This is a genomic window from Pseudonocardia halophobica (assembly GCF_050948485.1).
In the GTDB taxonomy this organism is placed as follows: domain Bacteria; phylum Actinomycetota; class Actinomycetes; order Mycobacteriales; family Pseudonocardiaceae; genus Pseudonocardia; species Pseudonocardia halophobica.
This window is the reverse complement of the sequence record NZ_CP192046.1, coordinates 769,286-786,410: the sequence shown is the minus strand read 5'-3', so window position 1 is coordinate 786,410 and position 17,125 is coordinate 769,286. Positions and strand designations below refer to the sequence as shown.

14 protein-coding genes are annotated in these 17,125 nt (G+C 72.0%); 4 read left to right on the top strand and 10 right to left on the bottom strand.

The window, feature by feature from the left end:
• Nucleotides 1–12: 12 nt before the first annotated feature.
• Complete coding sequence (locus ACQP04_RS03805; RefSeq protein WP_433505683.1) at nucleotides 13–1,458, top strand: MFS transporter; 1,446 nt, start codon at nucleotides 13–15, stop codon at nucleotides 1,456–1,458.
• A gap of 65 nt (nucleotides 1,459–1,523) precedes the next feature.
• Here ACQP04_RS03805 and ACQP04_RS03800 read toward each other — a convergent pair whose 3' ends face one another.
• The 6 genes from ACQP04_RS03800 to ACQP04_RS03775 all read right to left on the bottom strand — a co-directional run bounded on the left by ACQP04_RS03800 (nucleotide 1,524) and on the right by ACQP04_RS03775 (nucleotide 9,037).
• Nucleotides 1,524–2,636 (bottom strand): amidohydrolase family protein, encoded by a 1,113-nt coding sequence (locus tag ACQP04_RS03800; protein WP_433505682.1) that lies wholly within the window; start codon nucleotides 2,634–2,636, stop codon nucleotides 1,524–1,526.
• A 128-nt stretch (nucleotides 2,637–2,764) separates the two neighbouring features.
• A complete protein-coding gene (gene groL / locus ACQP04_RS03795; protein WP_433505681.1) occupies nucleotides 2,765–4,450 on the bottom strand; it encodes a chaperonin GroEL in 1,686 nt (561 codons plus the stop codon).
• A gap of 122 nt (nucleotides 4,451–4,572) precedes the next feature.
• Entirely contained in the window at nucleotides 4,573–4,944 is a 372-nt protein-coding gene (mimD, locus tag ACQP04_RS03790; RefSeq protein WP_433505680.1) for a propane 2-monooxygenase effector subunit MimD, read from the bottom strand.
• A complete protein-coding gene (locus tag ACQP04_RS03785) occupies nucleotides 4,941–6,143 on the bottom strand; it encodes a toluene hydroxylase (protein WP_433505679.1) in 1,203 nt (400 codons plus the stop codon). Before ACQP04_RS03785 ends, mimD begins: the two co-directional genes overlap by 4 nt.
• Complete coding sequence (locus ACQP04_RS03780) at nucleotides 6,140–7,195, bottom strand: FAD-binding oxidoreductase (RefSeq protein WP_433505678.1); 1,056 nt, start codon at nucleotides 7,193–7,195, stop codon at nucleotides 6,140–6,142. Before ACQP04_RS03780 ends, ACQP04_RS03785 begins: the two co-directional genes overlap by 4 nt.
• A 204-nt stretch (nucleotides 7,196–7,399) precedes the next feature.
• The gene (locus ACQP04_RS03775; RefSeq protein WP_433508294.1) at nucleotides 7,400–9,037 is read right to left on the bottom strand and encodes a methane monooxygenase; all 1,638 of its coding nucleotides are present in this window, start codon (nucleotides 9,035–9,037) and stop codon (nucleotides 7,400–7,402) included.
• A 339-nt stretch (nucleotides 9,038–9,376) separates the two neighbouring features.
• Between ACQP04_RS03775 and ACQP04_RS03770 the strand changes: the two genes are divergently transcribed.
• On the top strand, nucleotides 9,377–11,263 hold the full coding sequence (locus tag ACQP04_RS03770) for a sigma-54-dependent Fis family transcriptional regulator (protein WP_231498407.1): 1,887 nt from the start codon (nucleotides 9,377–9,379) through the stop codon (nucleotides 11,261–11,263).
• 11 nt (nucleotides 11,264–11,274) lie between these two features.
• On the opposite strand, the gene ACQP04_RS03765 is transcribed toward ACQP04_RS03770, so the two are convergent.
• Both ACQP04_RS03765 and ACQP04_RS03760 read right to left on the bottom strand, forming a co-directional pair.
• The gene (locus ACQP04_RS03765) at nucleotides 11,275–12,162 is read right to left on the bottom strand and encodes an SCO6745 family protein (RefSeq protein WP_433505677.1); all 888 of its coding nucleotides are present in this window, start codon (nucleotides 12,160–12,162) and stop codon (nucleotides 11,275–11,277) included.
• A gap of 56 nt (nucleotides 12,163–12,218) precedes the next feature.
• Nucleotides 12,219–14,003, bottom strand: coding sequence for an NAD-binding protein (locus tag ACQP04_RS03760; RefSeq protein WP_433508293.1), 1,785 nt, complete (start codon nucleotides 14,001–14,003; stop codon nucleotides 12,219–12,221).
• Between the two features lie 196 nt (nucleotides 14,004–14,199).
• Between ACQP04_RS03760 and ACQP04_RS03755 the strand changes: the two genes are divergently transcribed.
• Both ACQP04_RS03755 and ACQP04_RS03750 read left to right on the top strand, forming a co-directional pair.
• Entirely contained in the window at nucleotides 14,200–14,382 is a 183-nt protein-coding gene (locus ACQP04_RS03755) for a hypothetical protein (protein ID WP_433508528.1), read from the top strand.
• A gap of 74 nt (nucleotides 14,383–14,456) precedes the next feature.
• On the top strand, nucleotides 14,457–14,780 hold the full coding sequence (locus ACQP04_RS03750; RefSeq protein ID WP_433505676.1) for a hypothetical protein: 324 nt from the start codon (nucleotides 14,457–14,459) through the stop codon (nucleotides 14,778–14,780).
• A 67-nt stretch (nucleotides 14,781–14,847) separates the two neighbouring features.
• On the opposite strand, the gene ACQP04_RS03745 is transcribed toward ACQP04_RS03750, so the two are convergent.
• The gene (locus ACQP04_RS03745; protein WP_433505675.1) at nucleotides 14,848–15,561 is read right to left on the bottom strand and encodes a sunset domain-containing protein; all 714 of its coding nucleotides are present in this window, start codon (nucleotides 15,559–15,561) and stop codon (nucleotides 14,848–14,850) included.
• Between the two features lie 114 nt (nucleotides 15,562–15,675).
• Entirely contained in the window at nucleotides 15,676–17,064 is a 1,389-nt protein-coding gene (locus ACQP04_RS03740; RefSeq protein ID WP_433505674.1) for a cryptochrome/photolyase family protein, read from the bottom strand.
• Between the last annotated feature and the right edge of the window lie 61 nt (nucleotides 17,065–17,125).

The window sequence follows — 17,125 nt, the reverse complement described above, 5'->3', positions numbered from 1 at the left end:
ACGGGGGACGTGATGAGCGAATCCAACGCGGAAGGTCACGGGCACCGGCACCAGGTCGAGGAGGCCGACCCGGCGACCGTGAAGAAGGCGGTGGCCGGTGCGGCCATCGGGAACGGCGTCGAGTGGTTCGACTACGCCGTCTACGCCTACCTGACCACGCAGATCGGCCTGAACTTCTTCCCGGAGTTCAGTCCCACGGCACAGTCGATCTTCGTGTTCGCCGGGATCGCGATCCCCTTCGTGCTCCGACCGCTGGGCGGGATCATCCTGGGCCCGCTGGGTGACCGGTACGGCCGGCGCCAGGTGCTGGCCGTGACGATCGTGCTGATGGCGGGCGCGACCTTCCTCATCGGCCTGCTGCCCAGCTTCACCGTCATCGGGCTCGCGGCGCCGATCCTGCTGCTGACCTTCCGGCTGGTGCAGGGCTTCTCCACCGGCGGCGAGTACGGCGGGGCGGCGACCTTCATCGCCGAGTACGCCCCGTACAGGCGGCGGGGCTTCTTCGGGTCGTTCCTCGAGTTCGGCACCCTCGCCGGCACCGTGCTGGGCGCCATCCTGGCCACGGCCGTGCAGCTGGGCCTGTCCGAGGAGGCGCTCAACAGCTGGGGCTGGCGCATCCCGTTCCTCGTCGCCGGGCCGCTCGGCCTCGTCGGCTTCTACCTGCGGTCGAAGCTCGAGGACACCCCCGCGTTCCGCGCGGCCGAGCAGGACCACACGACCACCTCGGCGCCCTTCCGTGAGGTCTGCCGCAACGTGTGGCCGCAGATCCTGCACCTCATCGGCTTCGTCATGCTGCTCAACGTCGCCAACTACACGTTGCTGACGTACATGCCGAGCTACCTCACGGACACGATCGACATCGACGAGACCGAGGCGCTGTTCGTGCTGATCGGCGTCATGCTGATCATGATGGTGATCATCACGCCGATCGGGCGGCTGTCCGACAGGATCGGCCGCAAGCCGCTGCTGCTCGGCTCGGCGATCAGCACCTTCGTGCTCGCGATCCCGGCCTTCTGGCTGATCAGCCTGAAGAGCTGGCTGCCCGTCACGATCGGCATCGCCATCCTGGGGCTGCAGCTGGTCATGATGCTCGGCGTGATCGGCTCGGCGCTGCCGGCCATGTTCCCCACCCGCAACCGCTACGGCGGCTTCTCCATCGGCTACGCCACCTCGACGGCCGCCTTCGGCGGTACGGCGCCGCTGATCAACGAGAGCCTCATCGCCGCGACCGGGAACACCTACGTCCCGGCCTTCTACCTGATGCTCTCCGCGGCCGTGGCCATCTACCCGCTGATCAGGATGCCCGAGACGGCCGGGATCGACATCTCGCACCCGACCCGCATCCCGGGCACGGACCACTACGTGCCGGACCGCGAGCCGGCGATGGCCGGGGCGCCCTCGTCGACGCCCGGCCCGACGCCCCCCGTGACGGGCGACGGCGGCTCCTCCGCAGGCTGACCGCACACCCACCGGCGGCCCGGTCCCCTCGGGGGCCGGGCCGTCGGTGTGTCCGGGGTGCGTCGTCAGCGGGCGCGGGCGACGGAGTGCGCGACCAACGCCTCCGGCACGGGCAGCCGGTAGAGGCGGGCCGCGTTGGCCCCCAGCACGGCCTGCACCGCGGAGGGGCCGAGCCCCCGCGCGAGCAGCGCCGACGCCGTCTCCCCGACCAGCCGCTCCGGGCGCACCAGCGGGTATCCGCTGCCGAACAACAGCCGCTCCGGCCCGAACGCGGCCAGCAGCGCGTCGAGCGCCTCCCCCGCCTCCCGCGGATGGGTCCGCAGGCCGGCGAGGACCTCGGTGAGCAGCACGTGCACCCCGGGCAGCTGGGCGAGCCGGGTCAGGACCGGCGTCGGCAGCCAGCCCGCCCCCAGCACGAAGCGCACCCGCGGGAGCGCCGAGACCAGCCCCCGGACCTGCCCGGGATCGATACGCCCGGCCGGCGCCGGCCGGGCGTCGCGCTCCCGGACGGGCAGGGCCGACCCGGAACGCACCGGTTCGGCCCAGCTCGGCCAGCGCGCGCGGACCCGCCCGGAGCCCGTCGGACGTTCCGGGACGCCGCCGTGGCTCCAGGCGGGGGCCCCGGCGGCCGGGTGCGCGACCGCCCCGACCCCCAGGTGCACCACGGCGGCGCCCGCCTGCTCGGCCCGTCCGAGTGCCCGGCGCAGGGCCGGGTCGTCGAGCTCGAGGCGGGCCTCCGGGCGGGTCCCAGACGTCAGCGACAGGCCGCGGAGGTCCTCCCGCCGGACCCGGGCGGCGATCCCGCGGCGGCCGCCCTCGTCGGCCGGGTCGAGCTCGCCGGTCACGGCGAACCGGCCGGCGAGCCCCTCCGCGAGCTCCGCGGACCACGCCGACGGCGCGAACCCGAGGACGAACAACGACCCCAGCCCGAGCGGCTGCAGCACCGCCCGGTCGACGTGTCCCCTGCCGAGCAGGTCGGTGACCAGGGAGCGCTCACCGACTGCGGCGAACTCGTCGAACGGGATCGGCCGGGGCGACCGGTCGAGGGCGCGGTGCCGGTGGTGGAGGTCGGCGACGAACTGCTCGCCCGCCGGGCCCGCCTGGTTGTGCGGGCTGCCGTCCCACGCGTGCACATGGGCGTCGACGACGACGTAGCGTTCCCCGCCGACCTCGTACACCGCGCCTTCTCCCGTCGCGTCATGGAACCATAATGCGAATTCAGACCCGAATTGTTCGCATTATGGTTCCATAATGCGCTCCAGCCGGGGGATTTCGCGCACTATGGTTCCATGATGCGGTTCCCGGCTCAGCCGACCGACGGGCCCAGGCCCAGGGACTGCGGCGTCGACGAGTCCGGGCTGGGCTGCGGGATGCCCTCGTCGAGCGGCCCGAACTCCGTCATCAGCGCCTTGTTCCAGGGCGTCTGCTCCTCCGCCACCAGCGAGTTCGTGGTGAGGATCAGACCGGCGACGGAGGCGCCGTTCTGCAGGGCCGAGCGGACGACCCGGAGCGGGTCGATGATGCCCATCTCGACCATGTCGCCGAAGCGGCCCTGCAGGGCGTCGAAGCCCTCGTCGACACCCAGGTCCGTGACCTGCTTGACGACGTCGGCGCCGTCGTAGCCGGCGTTGGACGCGATCAGGTGCACGGGCTCGGACAGCGCGGCCCGCACGATCTCGACGCCGATCCGGTAGTCGCCGTCCACGTCCAGCCCGTCGAGCGCGGACTCGGCGTGCAGCAGCGCCGACCCGCCGCCCGCGACGATGCCCTCGGCCATGGCGGCCCGGGTGGCCTGCAGCGAGTCGTCGACGCGGTGCCGGATCTCCTTGAGCTCCGCGTTCGTCGGCGCGCCCACGGAGATGATGGCGGCCTTGCCGGAGAGCCGGGCGATGCGGTCGTTGAGCCAGTCCTCGTCCGTGCCGATCGTCGCGCGCGCCATCTCGGCCCGCAGCTGCGAGAGCCGCCGCTCGACGGCCTCCTTCGAGCCGTGTCCGCCGATGAACACGCACTGCTCGTTGGTCGCCCGGACCTGCGTGGTCCGGCCGAGGTGCTCGGTCGTCATCTGCTCCAGCGCGAAGCTCGACGCCTTGGAGTGGACCTTCGCGCCGGTCAGCGCGGCCAGGTCCTCCAGCAGGTGGATGCGCTTCTCGCCGAACCCGGGCGCCTGGATCGCGGTGACCTTGAGGTGCCCGTTGACGTGGTTGTGCACCAGCATCTGCAGCGCGGTGCCCTCGACCTTCTCGGCCACGATGACCAGCGGCCGCGGGTCCCGCATGAGCTTCTCGAGCACCGGCATCAGCTGCCGGACGTCCGTGATCTTCTCGGCGGACAGCAGGATGTACGGGTCGTCCAGGACGGCCATCATCGAGCCCGGGTCGGTGACCAGGTAGGGCGAGACGTAGCCGTTGTCGAACTCGAAGTCCTCGACGAAGTTCACGGTCAGCCCGAGGACCGGGCCGTCGTCGACGGAGATCACGCCGTCGTCCCCGACGGTGTGCAGGGTCTTGGCGATGACCGAGCCGATGGTCTCGTCGTCGTTCGCCGAGATGGCGGCCACGCGGGAGAGGTGCTCGAGCGAGTCGACGGGGTGCGCCACGGCGGCGAGCCTCTCGACGATCCGGCCGACGGCGAGGTCGATGCCCCGCTTGACCAGCACCGGGTTCCCGCCGGACTGGATGGCCTTCATGCCCTCGCGGACGATGGCCTGGGCCACCACGGTCGCCGTGGTGGTGCCGTCGCCGACGGTGTCGTTGGTCTTGATCGCCGCTTCCTTGAGGATCTGCGCGCCCATGTTCTCGAAGGGGTCGCGCAGGTGGATCTCGCGGGCGATGGTCACGCCGTCGTTGGTCACCTCGGGCGTGCCGGTGATCTTCTCCAGGACGACGTTACGGCCTTTCGGGCCGAGCGTGCTCTTGACGGCCTCGGCGAGCTGGTCCACCCCGGCTTGGAGCGCCCTGCGGGCGTCCACGCCGAACTTGAGTTCCTTGGCCATGACTTCGGTCCTCCCGGACTATCTCGAACTGCGTTGGTCTGCGGCGCGGGTGCGGATCAACGAACCGCGGGTGGCGGCGGCGCTGCGGCCGCCGCCACCTGCGGGGGTGAGGAGCGGCGGTCCTACTGGATCGGCTTCAGGTCGAAGTCGATGTACTCGGCCGCGTCCTCGGGGTTGGCGAACATGATCGTCTTGTCGTCGAGGTGGACCATGCGGCCGTAGTGGGTGGACATCGCCTCCTCGAACTCGGCGGCGTTGAACCAGCCCTCCTCCTCGCCGGCCTCCTCGTCGACGTCGGCGTAGATGAGCTCGAACTTGCCCTGGCCGTCCACCCGGATCATCGAGGGCAGGTCCTGCACCTTGACGTTGTCGAGCCGGCGCAGCACGTTGGCGATCAGCACCCCGACCTGGCTGTTCATCAGGGTGAAGCCGCACATGTTCGACGCGGTGTTGTCGGCCTTGAACGGGCTCTCGGAGGTCTTGAAGGCGGTCACTGCTTCAGCTCCTCGGGAGTGTCGAGATTGAGGTCGCGGCAGATGCCCGCGAACCGGTTCTTGGCACGGTCGAGGGCGTCCTCGAACCTCGGGGGCTTGTGGTCGGCCTGGGACCACATGGGCTGCATGGTGCGAGCCGCCTCGAGCGCCTGCGGCACCCAGTGCGACAGCCAGCCCTGCATGAGCTGCCGGTTGTGGTCGGCGAACTCCCGGTCCTCGTTGAGCGGACCGAAGCAGGCGATCGTCCAGCGCAGGTCGCGCTGGGCGTAGTCGAACTCGCCGGCGCCCATGACGGTCGGGGTCACGAAGTCGCCGTTGCCGGCGGCGGACTGCATGACCAGGTTCGACCGGAAGAGCTCGCCCACGAGCGGCTCGAACACGACGTTGGCGGCGAAGATGGCCTCGCCCCAGTCGTCCTGCACGGCCGTGAGGGCCTCGCAGACCTTGCGCGCGCCCTGCCACTCGGCGTCGGAGTTCCATGCCTCGAGGTGGGCCGTGCCGTCGAAGCCGTCGATCTCCTCGGTGAGGGTCAGGTTGTAGAGCGCGAGGTCCTGGGCGAAGCGGATCTTGCGCGTGCTGTTCACGGCCATCGCCGTGTTGTGCATGTTGGTCGGGCCGGAGCGCTCGTTCGCGGCGAACACGTAGAGGCCGAGGATGTGCTCGATGTGCATCCACGCGCCGACGTTGCGCTCGACGAAGCGGATCCAGTTCGGCGTCCAGAGGTCGAACGCCTTGGCGTTGCGGGCGTTGTCGACGTTCTGGGTGAGCTGCCGGACGACGTTGGCGTTGTACCGGTAGAGGCTCTGCTCCCACTCCTCGTTCGGGTCGCGGAACTCGTGCCAGCCGTGCGCCGGCCAGTTCTGCACGTGCATGGACCCGGTGCCGACACCGCGCGGGGGCTCGGGCTCGTCGACGCCCCAGGCCTTCAGCTTGGTCCAGTGCAGCGGGTAGCCGCGGCTGCCGTCGGCGAACCCGTAGATCCAGCCCTGCGACAGGTAGTGCCGCGGGTCAGGCTGGACCTCGACGGTCACGTCCTCGTAGTGGGTCTGCTTGCGCTTCGCCGGCGTGAAGTAGTTGTAGCGACGCGCGGCGGGGCTCGAGTCGGGGAACTCCTTCGCGCCCGCCTCGGCGTCCGTGAACACGGGCTTCGGAACGCTGCGTTCGGTCGGGGCGGAGGGATTGCTCTCTGTGGTGGTCACTGCCCGTCCTGGCCTTCCTGCTCACCGGTCGTGGTGAACTTGTCGTAGAAGATGTTCTGCTCGCGCACGCCCAGTGCGGTCAGCGTCGCGATCGCCGCGTCGACCATGGGCGGCGGACCGCAGACGTAGGCATCTGCTCCTTCCAGCGTCGGTTCGAGGGCCTTGACCACCTCGGTGATCAGGCCCGTGTGGCCTTCCCACGGCTCGCCCTCCGCCGGCTCGGACAGGGCGGGCACGTAGCGGAAGTCGGGGATCTTCTCGGCGAGCTCGCGGAGCTCGTCCTCGAAGCAGAGGTCGCGGGCGGTGCGGGCCCCGTAGTAGAAGGTCGCCTTGCGCTCGACCCCGCGCTCGGCCATGGACCGCAGCAGTCCGAGCACGGGGGCCATGCCGGCCCCGCCACCCACGAAGATGAGGTTCGACGTGCGGTTCTCCCGGAGCGTGAAGGTCCCGAACGGGGCCTCCACCTCGAGCCTGTCCCCCACCTGGATCTTGTCCGCCAGGTGCTCGGAGAACAGGCCGCCCGGGTAGATCTTGATGACGAACTCGTAGATCCCCTCGCGGTTGGGGGTGTTCGCCATGGAGAAGGACCGTGTCTCCTCGGTACCGGGGACGACGAAGTCCATGTACTGGCCGGGGAAGAACTTGATCTCGCTCGGCTCGACGAGCTTCACGACCAGGTGCCGCATGTCGTGGGTGACGGCCTCGTTGGACACCACCTCGACGACGCCCCGGCGCAGCGGCAGTCCGCCCCGGATGATCTCCTCGTCGTAGTTGAGGAGCTCGATCACCAGGTCCTCGTAGGCGTGCGCCCGGCAGAGGAGGGTCTGGCCCTCCTCCTTCTCGTAGTCCGGCAGCGCGAACGTCGAGTAGCTGTCGAGCTCGATGTCCTCGCCCTCGAGGACGAAGGACTTGCAGGCCGCGCACTGCCCTTCCTTGCAGCCGTGCATGAGCTGGACGCCGTTCTCGGCGGCGGCGCGCAGGATCGTCTGACCCTCGTCGACCTCGATCTCGATGCCGACGGGCTCGAAGCGCACCACATGTTTCTCGCCCAAGGGGAGGACCACCTCTCGGTTCGATCGGGCAGCACCCGCGGGCGGGGCCCGCCATCACGTCCACAGTGGACGGTGATGGTCGCGGGGGGACCCCGGGACCCGCGGGTGCGACGGACTGCGGGGCCGGCCCTGGGCGCGGGTGGGGCCGACCCGAGCGGGGGGAGGACCGGAGGACCCGGTCCTCCCCCCTCGCCTGACCCGCGCTCAGGCGTCCTTGGGAGCCGGCCGGCCGGCCGGGCCCTGGCGGTTGTAGTCCGCCTTGAACGCCTCACGCTCGGCGTCCGACATCTCGTTCAGCAGGACGTTGGGGCTCTGCAGATGCGGCATGCGCCGCATGTGGTCGAGCGTCCACATCTTCTTCGGGTCGAGGTTCAGGTGCGGCTGCGCGGTCATGGTCTTGCCGTCGTCGCGGACGAAGCCCATGTCCTTCACCACGTCGGCCCAGTTCCAGCCGTGGTACAGCGTCTCCCACTCGCGGTGGCCGACCAGCCTGCCCATGTTCGGCGTCTCGCGGCCCTGGTACGTCGGGCGGAACGCCTCGGCGTCCGTCCAGCGGCAGACCTCGTGGCAGTACGTCCGCCACTGCCCGTCGACCTCCTGCATGACCATGTCCTCACGCACGAGGCAGGGCACCATGCAGGTCCAGCAGCGGTGCGGGTACACGTAGTCGACGTCCTCGGCCACGATCGCGTTGTGGCCGTTCGGGATGGCGAGGCGGTTGTAGTTCTCCCACCACTTGCCGTACTTGTCGTACCACCCCGGGTACTTGTACTCGAACCACTCGAAGTCCTCGTCGGTCATGCCGTCGATGCGCCAGTAGTTGGCGAGCCAACCCGTGGCGAAGAACTGCGCGACCTCGTGGACGTAGCCCTTCTCCCAGATCTGCTTCCAGGACTCCTCGACCAGGTCGTGCGGGATGACCAGGCCGTACTTCTCGAGCGGCAGCAGGTAGGAGCGGTAGTAGTCGTCGTAGATCCAGCGGCGCCACATCTCCGCGTACGACTCGCGGTCCTTGCGGCGGTCCTTCGTGCCGTACTCGATGAAGGTGCCGATGGCGGCGTCGACGACGCGGTGGTTGTTCCACCACGCGTAGCGCAGGTCGCGCTCGAGCAGCTGGCGGTTGTCCTCGTCGGACAGCGCCATGAGCAGCGTGGCGTAGCCGTTGGAGATGTGCCGCGACTCGTCGGACTGCACCGAGTGGAAGACCGTCGGCAGCAGGTAGTCGCCGTTGGCCGCCGCCTCGGCCGGCATGGCCACGAACAGGGTGTTCGTGAAGGCCGTCTCGGCGACGATCGTCAGGTAGATGCTGGCCGCGGTGATCGCGTCACCGGTGATGAAGCCTTCCGCGAACTGACGGCCGATGGTGCCGCAGTAGTCCGTCTGGAAGTTCCGCAGGCTGTTGTTGAAGCCCGCGGGGTCGATGTAGTTGTTCATGTACAGGCGCTTGAGGTTCTGCTGGATCGTGCTGTGCCGAACCTCGTCGATCATCTGGATCGCCTGGCCGTTGTGCAGCTCCGGGTTCGGGACCGCGTGGAACAGCATCGGCATGGAGCGCGCCGCGGAGATCTCGGGCAACGGGATGATCGACAGGAAGAGCTTCTGCCACTCCAGCCAACGCTCCTGGACCTGGCGGAACATGTTCCCGCGGATCGCGCCGTCCTGCGCCCCGTAGACGCGGTGGTCCTTCTCCTCCTCCATCGGGAAGTAGGACCGCAGGACCTGCTTCAGCGGGTCCTTCTTCGCGGCCTTCCGGAAGGTGTAGTCGGTTCCGTACTTCATGTACGGCTCGTGGTACTGCGGCTCCCAGGCGAGTTCCTGGATCTTCTGGTGAGCCTTCGCCAAACTCTGCCGACTCACGTCGTCTCCTCACGGTGGTGGGGTGAGAGCGCACAGAGCGGACGCCGTGGGATGGCGCGGGAGCCCGCGACGCTGTCGGGCTCTGTGCCCGAGGTCCGCCGTGCCGGGGCCGGAGTGCGCCCCGTCACAGCTCGCCTCGTGCCAGGAATCACACCGCCGACCCCCCTGACCTGCGGTCTCAATATGAGACGGTGTGGAGCTGACCAGCCACTTTCGGGTGCGGCGATCCGCCTCTAGCGTGGTCGGAGTCCGGGCGGTACCGTCCGGGCCGATCCCGGCTGCGCCGCCACCGCGGACCACAGCTGCTCCGAGAAGGGCAACCGGTTGGTCGACCAGAACGAACGCGCCATCCACCACGAGGCGCCGGACGTCGAGGACGGGTCCGCGCGCCGGCCCCCTGTGCCCGTCGAACCGGTGGCGGTCGGCAGGGCCGCCGAACGCGTGGCCGTGGCCCGTGAGGCGTTCCTCCACTTCGAGATGCCCGACCCGAGCCTCGTGCGGGCGCCGATCCTGGCGTCGTGGACGCGCTCCCGGCAGTTCTCCGTGCCGAGCGACCACCTCGAGCTGCCGTACGAGAGCGACGCCGAGCCGGACACCCCGCTGCTGCGCGCCGCCCGGCCCGTCATCGAGGACATCGCCGACCAGTTCGCCACCGAGCCGGTCAGCGTGATCCTCTGCGACGACGAGGGCGTGGTCATCGACCGGCGGACGGGCGACAGCGCGCTGCGCCGCCACCTCGACCGCATCTGGCTGGCCCCGGGCTTCAGCTACGCCGAGCAGTACGTGGGGACCAACGGCATCGGCACCGCCCTGGAGGGCCGCGCGCCGGCGCAGGTGTTCGGGCACGAGCACTACGTCGAGCACCTCGAGGACATGGCGTGCGCCGGCGTGCCGATCCACCACCCCGTCAACGGCAAGCTGCTCGGTGTGCTGGACCTGACCTGCTGGCGCAGCGAGGCCAGCGCGATGATGGCCGCGACCGCCGCCACGATCGCGCGGCGCATCGAGGAGACGTTGCTCGAGCAGTCCGGCCGGCGCGAGCTCACCCTGATGCACGACTACCTGTCCGCGTGCCGCCGCGGCCGCGGCGCCGTGTTCGCCGTCAGCGACGACCTGCTGATGATGAACGACCGCGCCCGCGAGCTGATCGACCCGTCCGACCAGGTCCCGCTGCTGGCCGAGGCCACGGACGCGATCCGCAGCGGGCGGCGCCGCCAGCTTCTCGTCGACCTGCCCAGCGGCGCGACGGCCCGGGTGCAGTGCCGGCCGAGCTGGGCGGAGGGCGGGCTCTCCGGCGGGATCCTGCAGGTCCAGCTCGTGTCCCGGGCGCCGCTGCACGGCCGCCCGACCACGCCGTCGATCACCACGGCCCTGCCGGCCGCCGTCGGCTCCGGGGCGCTGTGGACGAAGTGCGCCCAGGCCGTCGACCGGCACTTCCGGATGAACGAGTGGCTGGTCCTGGAGGGCGAGACCGGCACGGGCCGGACCACGCTCGCCCGCGCCACCCACCAGCTGCACTCCCCCGCCGGGCACGTGCGGGTGCTCGACGCCGCGCACTGCGGCCCCCGGTGGATCGCCGAGGTGTCCGACGAGCTGCACACCGGCGGCGGGACGCTCGTCCTGCAGCACCTCGACGCCCTGTCCCCGCAGCACGCGCTGGCCCTGGCCGACGCGCTGGAGCCCTACCGGGAGTCGACCGACCCGGAGCGGCAGTGGGTCGTCGCCACCCGGTCGCGGAGCTCGGAGCCCGACTCCCCCGAGCTCACCGAGCTGCTCGGCTGCTTCCCGCGCAGCATCGAGGTGCCGCCGCTGCGCCACCACATCGAGGACGTCGCCGAGCTGGTGCCCTACCTGCTCGCGCGGCTCACCCGGGGCGCGGACCTGCACTGCTCGCCCGAGGCGATGCGGGTGCTCATGCGCAACCGCTGGCCGGGCAACGTCGACCAGCTCTACCAGGTACTGCGCAAGGTCGTCGCGCGCCGGCGCACCGGCACGATCCGCCCGGAGGACCTCCCGCCGGAGACGCGGGCGATCACCCGCCGTGTGCTCACACCGCTCGAGGCGATCGAGTGCGACGCCATCGTCGACGCCCTGCTCGACACGGACGGCAACAAGGCCGAGGCCGCCCGGCGGCTGGGGATGTCGCGGGCCACGATCTACCGCAAGATCCGCGGCTACGGCATCTCCATGCCGGACGGGTCGGAGGTCTGAGGGGCCGAGCTTCAGGAGCCGGCGAGGTCGTGCGGGCCGGAGGCGGGGTACCCCTGCGCCTCGCGGACGGCCCGGCCCCACGGCCGCAGCAGGTCGACGAGGGTGTCGAGGTCCCGGCCGAGAGCCCGCACGATCGGTTCGCACATCCGGTCCGTCGCGATCTCGACGGCCTCGCGCTCCTCGCGGCCCCGGTCGGTGAGCGCTCCGTCGGCCAGCAGCCCGCGGGACACCAGCCGTTCCTCCGCGGCGTCGAGCTGCGCGGTGGTCCACGCCCGGGAGCGGACGTAGCTGCGCAGCGGCACGCCCCAGTAGGGCTCGGTGAGCAGCCCGATCTCGGTGGCGTCGAAGCCGGCGGTGGTCCAGGCCGCGATGTGCGCGTCGCCGCGGTACTCGCGCAGCAGGTCGCCGAGGCGCCAGACGTCCGCGACCGGGTCGCCGGGCAGGCCGAGCGACCGCAGCCCCGCGAACAGCGCCTTGCCCTCGGGGCGCAGCGGTGCGACGGCCCGTTCGAGCAGATCACGGGCCCGGTCGAGACCCTCCGGCCGCTCACCGAGGATCCGGACGAGCTGGGCGCGGGCCGCGTCGGTGCGGGCCTCGCAGATGGTGGCGGCGTCGGTGAGCGTCCAGCCGTGGGCCACCGCCGGCACCACGGCCTCCGGGTTGAACACACCGAACGCCGAGGCCACGACCTCGCCCGGCACCTGGCCGAGCACCGACCCGCGGCTGCAGAAGTACGCCGGGCCGTCGGGGGCGGCGACGCCGCGCTGCGAGCGGGGGCTGCCCGCGAACCCGAGCTTCTCGTACGCCTCGTGGGCCTCGGGTGCGAAGTAGACCTGGCCGACGACGGGTTCGAGGGCGCCCGCCAACCGCCGGGCCGGGACCGTCACGCTGCCTGCCATCACGCCTCCACCGGATCGACCGGCCGTCAGCTTAACGGACGTTCGGCCAGTTAAGGCTACTCCGCGGCCTGCTCGTCCGGCCGCAGCAGCGCGAGCAGCTCGGAGTACGGGCCGACGACGTACGCGTCGTCGCCCGCGGCGAAGCGGGTGTCCCGGCGGGGCGGGTGCTCCAGCGTGCCCGCACCCCCTCGGTGCAGCGCCACGACCCGGGTGCGGGCGGACAGCTCCCGCATGGCGACGCCGTCGAGCGCGGCGCCGACCGTCAGCCGGCCGACCATGAACGGGGTGCGGTCGACGTAGAAGGTGCCGAGCACGTCGAGCCCGAGTGCGGCGCCGACGAACCACGGGGCGGCCAGCGCGGCCGTCGAACGGACGTAGCGGAAGGCGAAGCCCTCCTCCACCGCCTCGGACAGGTCCCGGTCGAACATCCGCAGCACCACGGGAACCGCGGGCCACCGGTCGCGGAGCTGGTCCCGGATGGCGAGGCCCGCCTCGACGTTGACGAGGTCGTCGCTGGTCAGCACGGCCACGGCGGTCGCCTCCCGCAGGTTGATCGAGCTGAGCACCGCGGTGTCCGTCGCGTCGCCGGTGACCACCGGGACGCCGAGTTCACGGGCCCGGCCCAGGTGCCGGTTCACCGGGTCGCGCTCCAGGACGACGGGCCGGGCGCCGGCCGCGAGCAGGCCCTCCAGCACCCCGATCCCCACCGCGCCGAGGCCGACGACGATCACGTGCCCCCGCATCGCGCCGATCCGCCGGCGCCCCACCGAGCGCTCGATGCTGCTGCTCACCAGCAGCTGCGTGAGCAGCGCGAACAGCACCGCGGCCAGCACCACGCCGAGGAACATCATCCCGATCGCGTAGATGCGCAGCCAGGTCGCCTGCTCGGCGAAGGAGAAGTCGCCGTAGCCGACGGTGCCGATGGTCTCGACGCTGAAGTACACGGCGTCGATCCAGGTCATGTGCGAGCCGTCCGGCTTGACGTAGCCGGAGCGCAGCACGAACACCGAGGCGACGAACAGCAGGAGCAGCACGCCGGCGGTGACCTTCAGCGGGCGCTCGGCCTCGGCGAGCAGGGTGCGCAGGACCGTCAGGACCGTCGCCCGGCCGCCCTCCTCGTCGCGGCGCGCCGCCCGCTCCGCGCCCGCGGACCGCGCCCCGGCCCGGTGGGGCACAGGCCCGACCGGCTCCACCCGCGTCCCCGTCGCCGCGAACTGCTCCGCCGTGCCGATCAGGGTCACGCGTGCGCCGGCCGGCACCCGGTGGTCGCGCCCCGGACAGATCACCTGCTCCGGGTCGGGCCCGGCCACGGCGAGCGGGGCGAGGTCGTCGAACAGGGCGCGCAGGGTGCCCGCCTGCGGCGCCTCCAGTGTCGCGACCACGAACGTCCGCCCACCCATCTCGACCGGGTGCGGGCGCTGCCCCAGACACGCCTCGACGACCGACGGCGCGGACAGCGCCGCCACGTCGAGCACGCTGCCGCGGCCGGTCACCTCGGCCAGCGCCCGCCCGACGGCCCGGTTCGCCACCCGCACGACCAGCCGCGCCCCGGGGGCGAGCCGGCGGGCGAGCAGGGCGGTCTCGGTGGCGACCAGGTCGTCGTCGGGCACCACGACGACGGCCGCGGCCTGCTCCACCCCGGCCTCGACCAGGGCGTCGCGGGGACGCCCGGTCACCCGCGGGACCTCCCAGAGCCCGAGCAGGTGCTCGGTGACCGGCTCCGGCTCGTCGCCGCCGTCGACGACCACGACGTCGATCCCCGAGGCGTGCAGCTGCTCGACGGTCCGGAACCCCACGGTCCCGATCCCGCAGACGACGACGTGCCCCGAGCGCTCGGCCATCATCGGAGTGTCGCCGGTCCGGGTGACGGACGGGTCACGCGTGGGCGGCGTCGTACTCCACGCGGGCGGTGTGCACGTAGGCCTGGTGCCGCTTGGCCCAGTCCGTGAGAGCTCGTGCGCCGCCGCGGTGAGCCGGTACTCGACCTTGAGCGGGACGGTGGGGTGGACGGTCCGGGTCAGCAGGCCGTCCCGCTCGATGTTGCGCAGGTCGCGCTGGTCGCCGCGGGTGTCGCGCGCACTGCTGGCGCCCACCCTCGCCGTGCTGCTGTTCATGGGCGCGGTCGGCACGGCGTACTTCCTCGTCACCACCCAGTTGCAGGACGTCCTGGGGTTCACGGTGCTGCAGGCCGGGGCCGCGTTCCTGCCGCTCGTGCGCTGAGCACGGTCGGGGCGGGATGGGCGTTCCCGCGGCTGGCGGCGCGGATCGGGGCCGGCCGCACGCTCGTCGTCGGGATGGCGGGGCTGGGCGTCTCGCCGGCGGTGCTGGCCCTCGGGTTCGGCGGCTACGCGACGATGCTGCCCGGGTTCGTCTGGGCCCTCTTCGCCGGCATCGCCTTCCCCGCGGTGTTCCGGACGGCCGCCGGCGCGGTCCCCGATTCGCAGCAGGGCGTGGCCGGGGCGCTCGTGTCGACCGCGCAGTACGTCGGCGGGGCGGTCGGGCCGGCGGTGCTGCTGGCGTGGAGTGACACCGCGGTCGCGGCGGGGCTCGGGGCGGCCGCCCTGGCGTTGCTCGCGGCGGTGGCGGCGGCGGTACTGAGGGCCGGTCGGTCGCGGTGATCCGCGTCCGGGCAGGGAAACGGTCGAGATTCGAGCGTTCTGCTGCCCGGACGTGGATCTTCGGGGCTCAGCTCGCCCGGGGCTTCGGCTTCCACTCCGTGAAGCCCGCGCGCTCGGCGTCCTCGGCGGTGCGGAACCAGGCTGCGGGCTTGGTCCGGCCGAAGTAGGGGCTCGACGGCGGGTGGAACAGCATCGACGTCGCGTTGCCCTTGATCGTGAACTCGGGGCTCGGGGCGGAGCCGTCGGGCAGCGGGGCCGCGGAGCCGGGGCCGTAGGGGCCGTCGGGGATCTCCTCGGACGTCGCGGGCTGTTGAACCTCGGTCTTCTCCTCCGCCGTGCGCTTCTCGGCGGCCGGCTTATCGGCGGCCAGCTTCTCGGCGGCCGGCTTCTCGACGCCGGGCTTCTCGACGCCGGGCTTCTCGACGCCGGGCTTCTCCGCCTCAGGCTTCTCGGCAGCGGGCTTCGTCGGCGGGGCGGTCCGCTTCTCGGGCGCCGGGGCCTCGGGCCGGGTCAGCAGGCCCTGTGGCGCGCGGCCGTTGTGGGCCGAGCCGTTCACGCCCGACCCGGTGGCCCCGGCCGAGCCGTTCACGCTCCCGATCGCCACGGGCTCCGCAGCCCCGATCGCCGAGGCGGACGGCGTCGCGACGGCCCGGGCCCACTGGTCGCGCACCGACCGGCCTCCGCCGGAGCGCCGCCACACCGCCCACGCGCCCGCACCGGCCGCGCCCGCCACCCCGAACAGCACGATCGCGCGTCGCCTGCGGTTCCGTCGGTCGGCCATTCCGGGCTCCCCTCGTCGGTGCTGGCCACACCCTAGAGTTCACCCGTTCCCACGCCGACGGCCCCGGGTCCGACGACCCGATCGTGCCCGCTCAGGGCCTTCTCGTCCGCGCGATCACCCGCGCGCCTGCTTCACCTTCTCGTAGCGGGCGAGCGCCTCCTGCCGCTCGGCCTTGTGGTCGACGATCGGCTCCGGGTAACCCTCCGGCACGCCGTCGGGCAGCGCCCACGGCTGGTGCACCGCCTTGCCCTCGATCCCGCGCAGCTCAGGCACGTACTTCCGCACGTAGTCGCCGTTCGGGTCGAACTTCTCCCCCTGCGTGATCGGGTTGAACACGCGGAAGTACGGCGACGCGTCCGTCCCGCTGCCGGCCGTCCACTGCCAGCCGTGCTGGTTGGAGGCCAGGTCGCCGTCGACCAGCAGCTGCATGAAGTGCCGCGCACCCCACCACCACGGCAGGTGCAGGTCCTTGACCAGGAACGACGCCACGACCATGCGTAGCCGGTTGTGCATCCACGCCTCGGCGCGCAGCTGGCGCATGCCGGCGTCGACGATCGGGAAGCCGGTGCGGCCCTCCTTCCAGGCCTCGAAGTCGGCGTCGGCCTTCTTCCCCGAGGCGAGCGGGAGGGCGTCGAACGCGCGGTCGTAGTTCTTCCGCGCGGAGTCCGGCCGCTGGAAGAGGATGTCCGCGTAGAACTCCCGCCAGGCGATCTCGGTGCGGTACGTGTCGGCGCTCGCGGAGCGCTTGCGCGCGAGGTCGGCGAGCACCGTGCGGGGGTGGATGCAGCCGTACTTCAGGTACACCGACATCCGCGAGGTGGCGGGCTTGTCCGGGCGGTTGCGGTCGTCGCCGTAGTGGTCCACGGCCTCGTCGAGGAAGTCCGCCCAGGTCCGCAGGGCCGCCTGCTCGCCGGGCTCGGGCAGCTCGGCCTCCACGGCGACGTCGTCGGGGATCCTCGCCGCCCGCGGCCCACCCGTCCTGTCGACCGGGTCCATCCAGGACACGGTCGCGGCGGAGGTGTCGGCCGGGGCGCGCCAGCCGTGGTCGGTCCACGCCCGCCGGAACGGGGTGAACACGCGGAAGGGCTCGCCGTCGGACTTGCGGACCCGGCCGGGGGCGACGGCGTAGGGCGAGCCGGTGCGCACGAGCTCGCGTCCGACGTCGGCCAGGGCCTTCTCGACGGCCTCGTCCCGCCGGTGCCCGTACGGCCCGAAGTCCGCCGCGACGTGCACCGCGCCGGCGCCGACGGCCTCGGCGACCCGCGGCACGACGTCCGCCGGGTTGCCCTTGACGACCAGCAGCTTCCCGCCGAGGGCGGCGTCGAGCTCGCGGAGGCAGCCGTACAGGAAGTTCAGCCGCGCCCCGCCGCTCGGCCCCATGAGGGCGGGATCGAGCACGAACAGCGCGAGGGCCTGGTCCGAGGAGTCCGCCGCGGCCAGGAAGGTGGGCTGGTCGCCGACGCGCAGGTCACGCCGGAACCAGACGACGGAGCGCTCGGGCATGGACCGACGCTAGCGGCGGTCGGCGGTACCCGCGCGCCGAGCGTCCGCGGCCGAATGCACG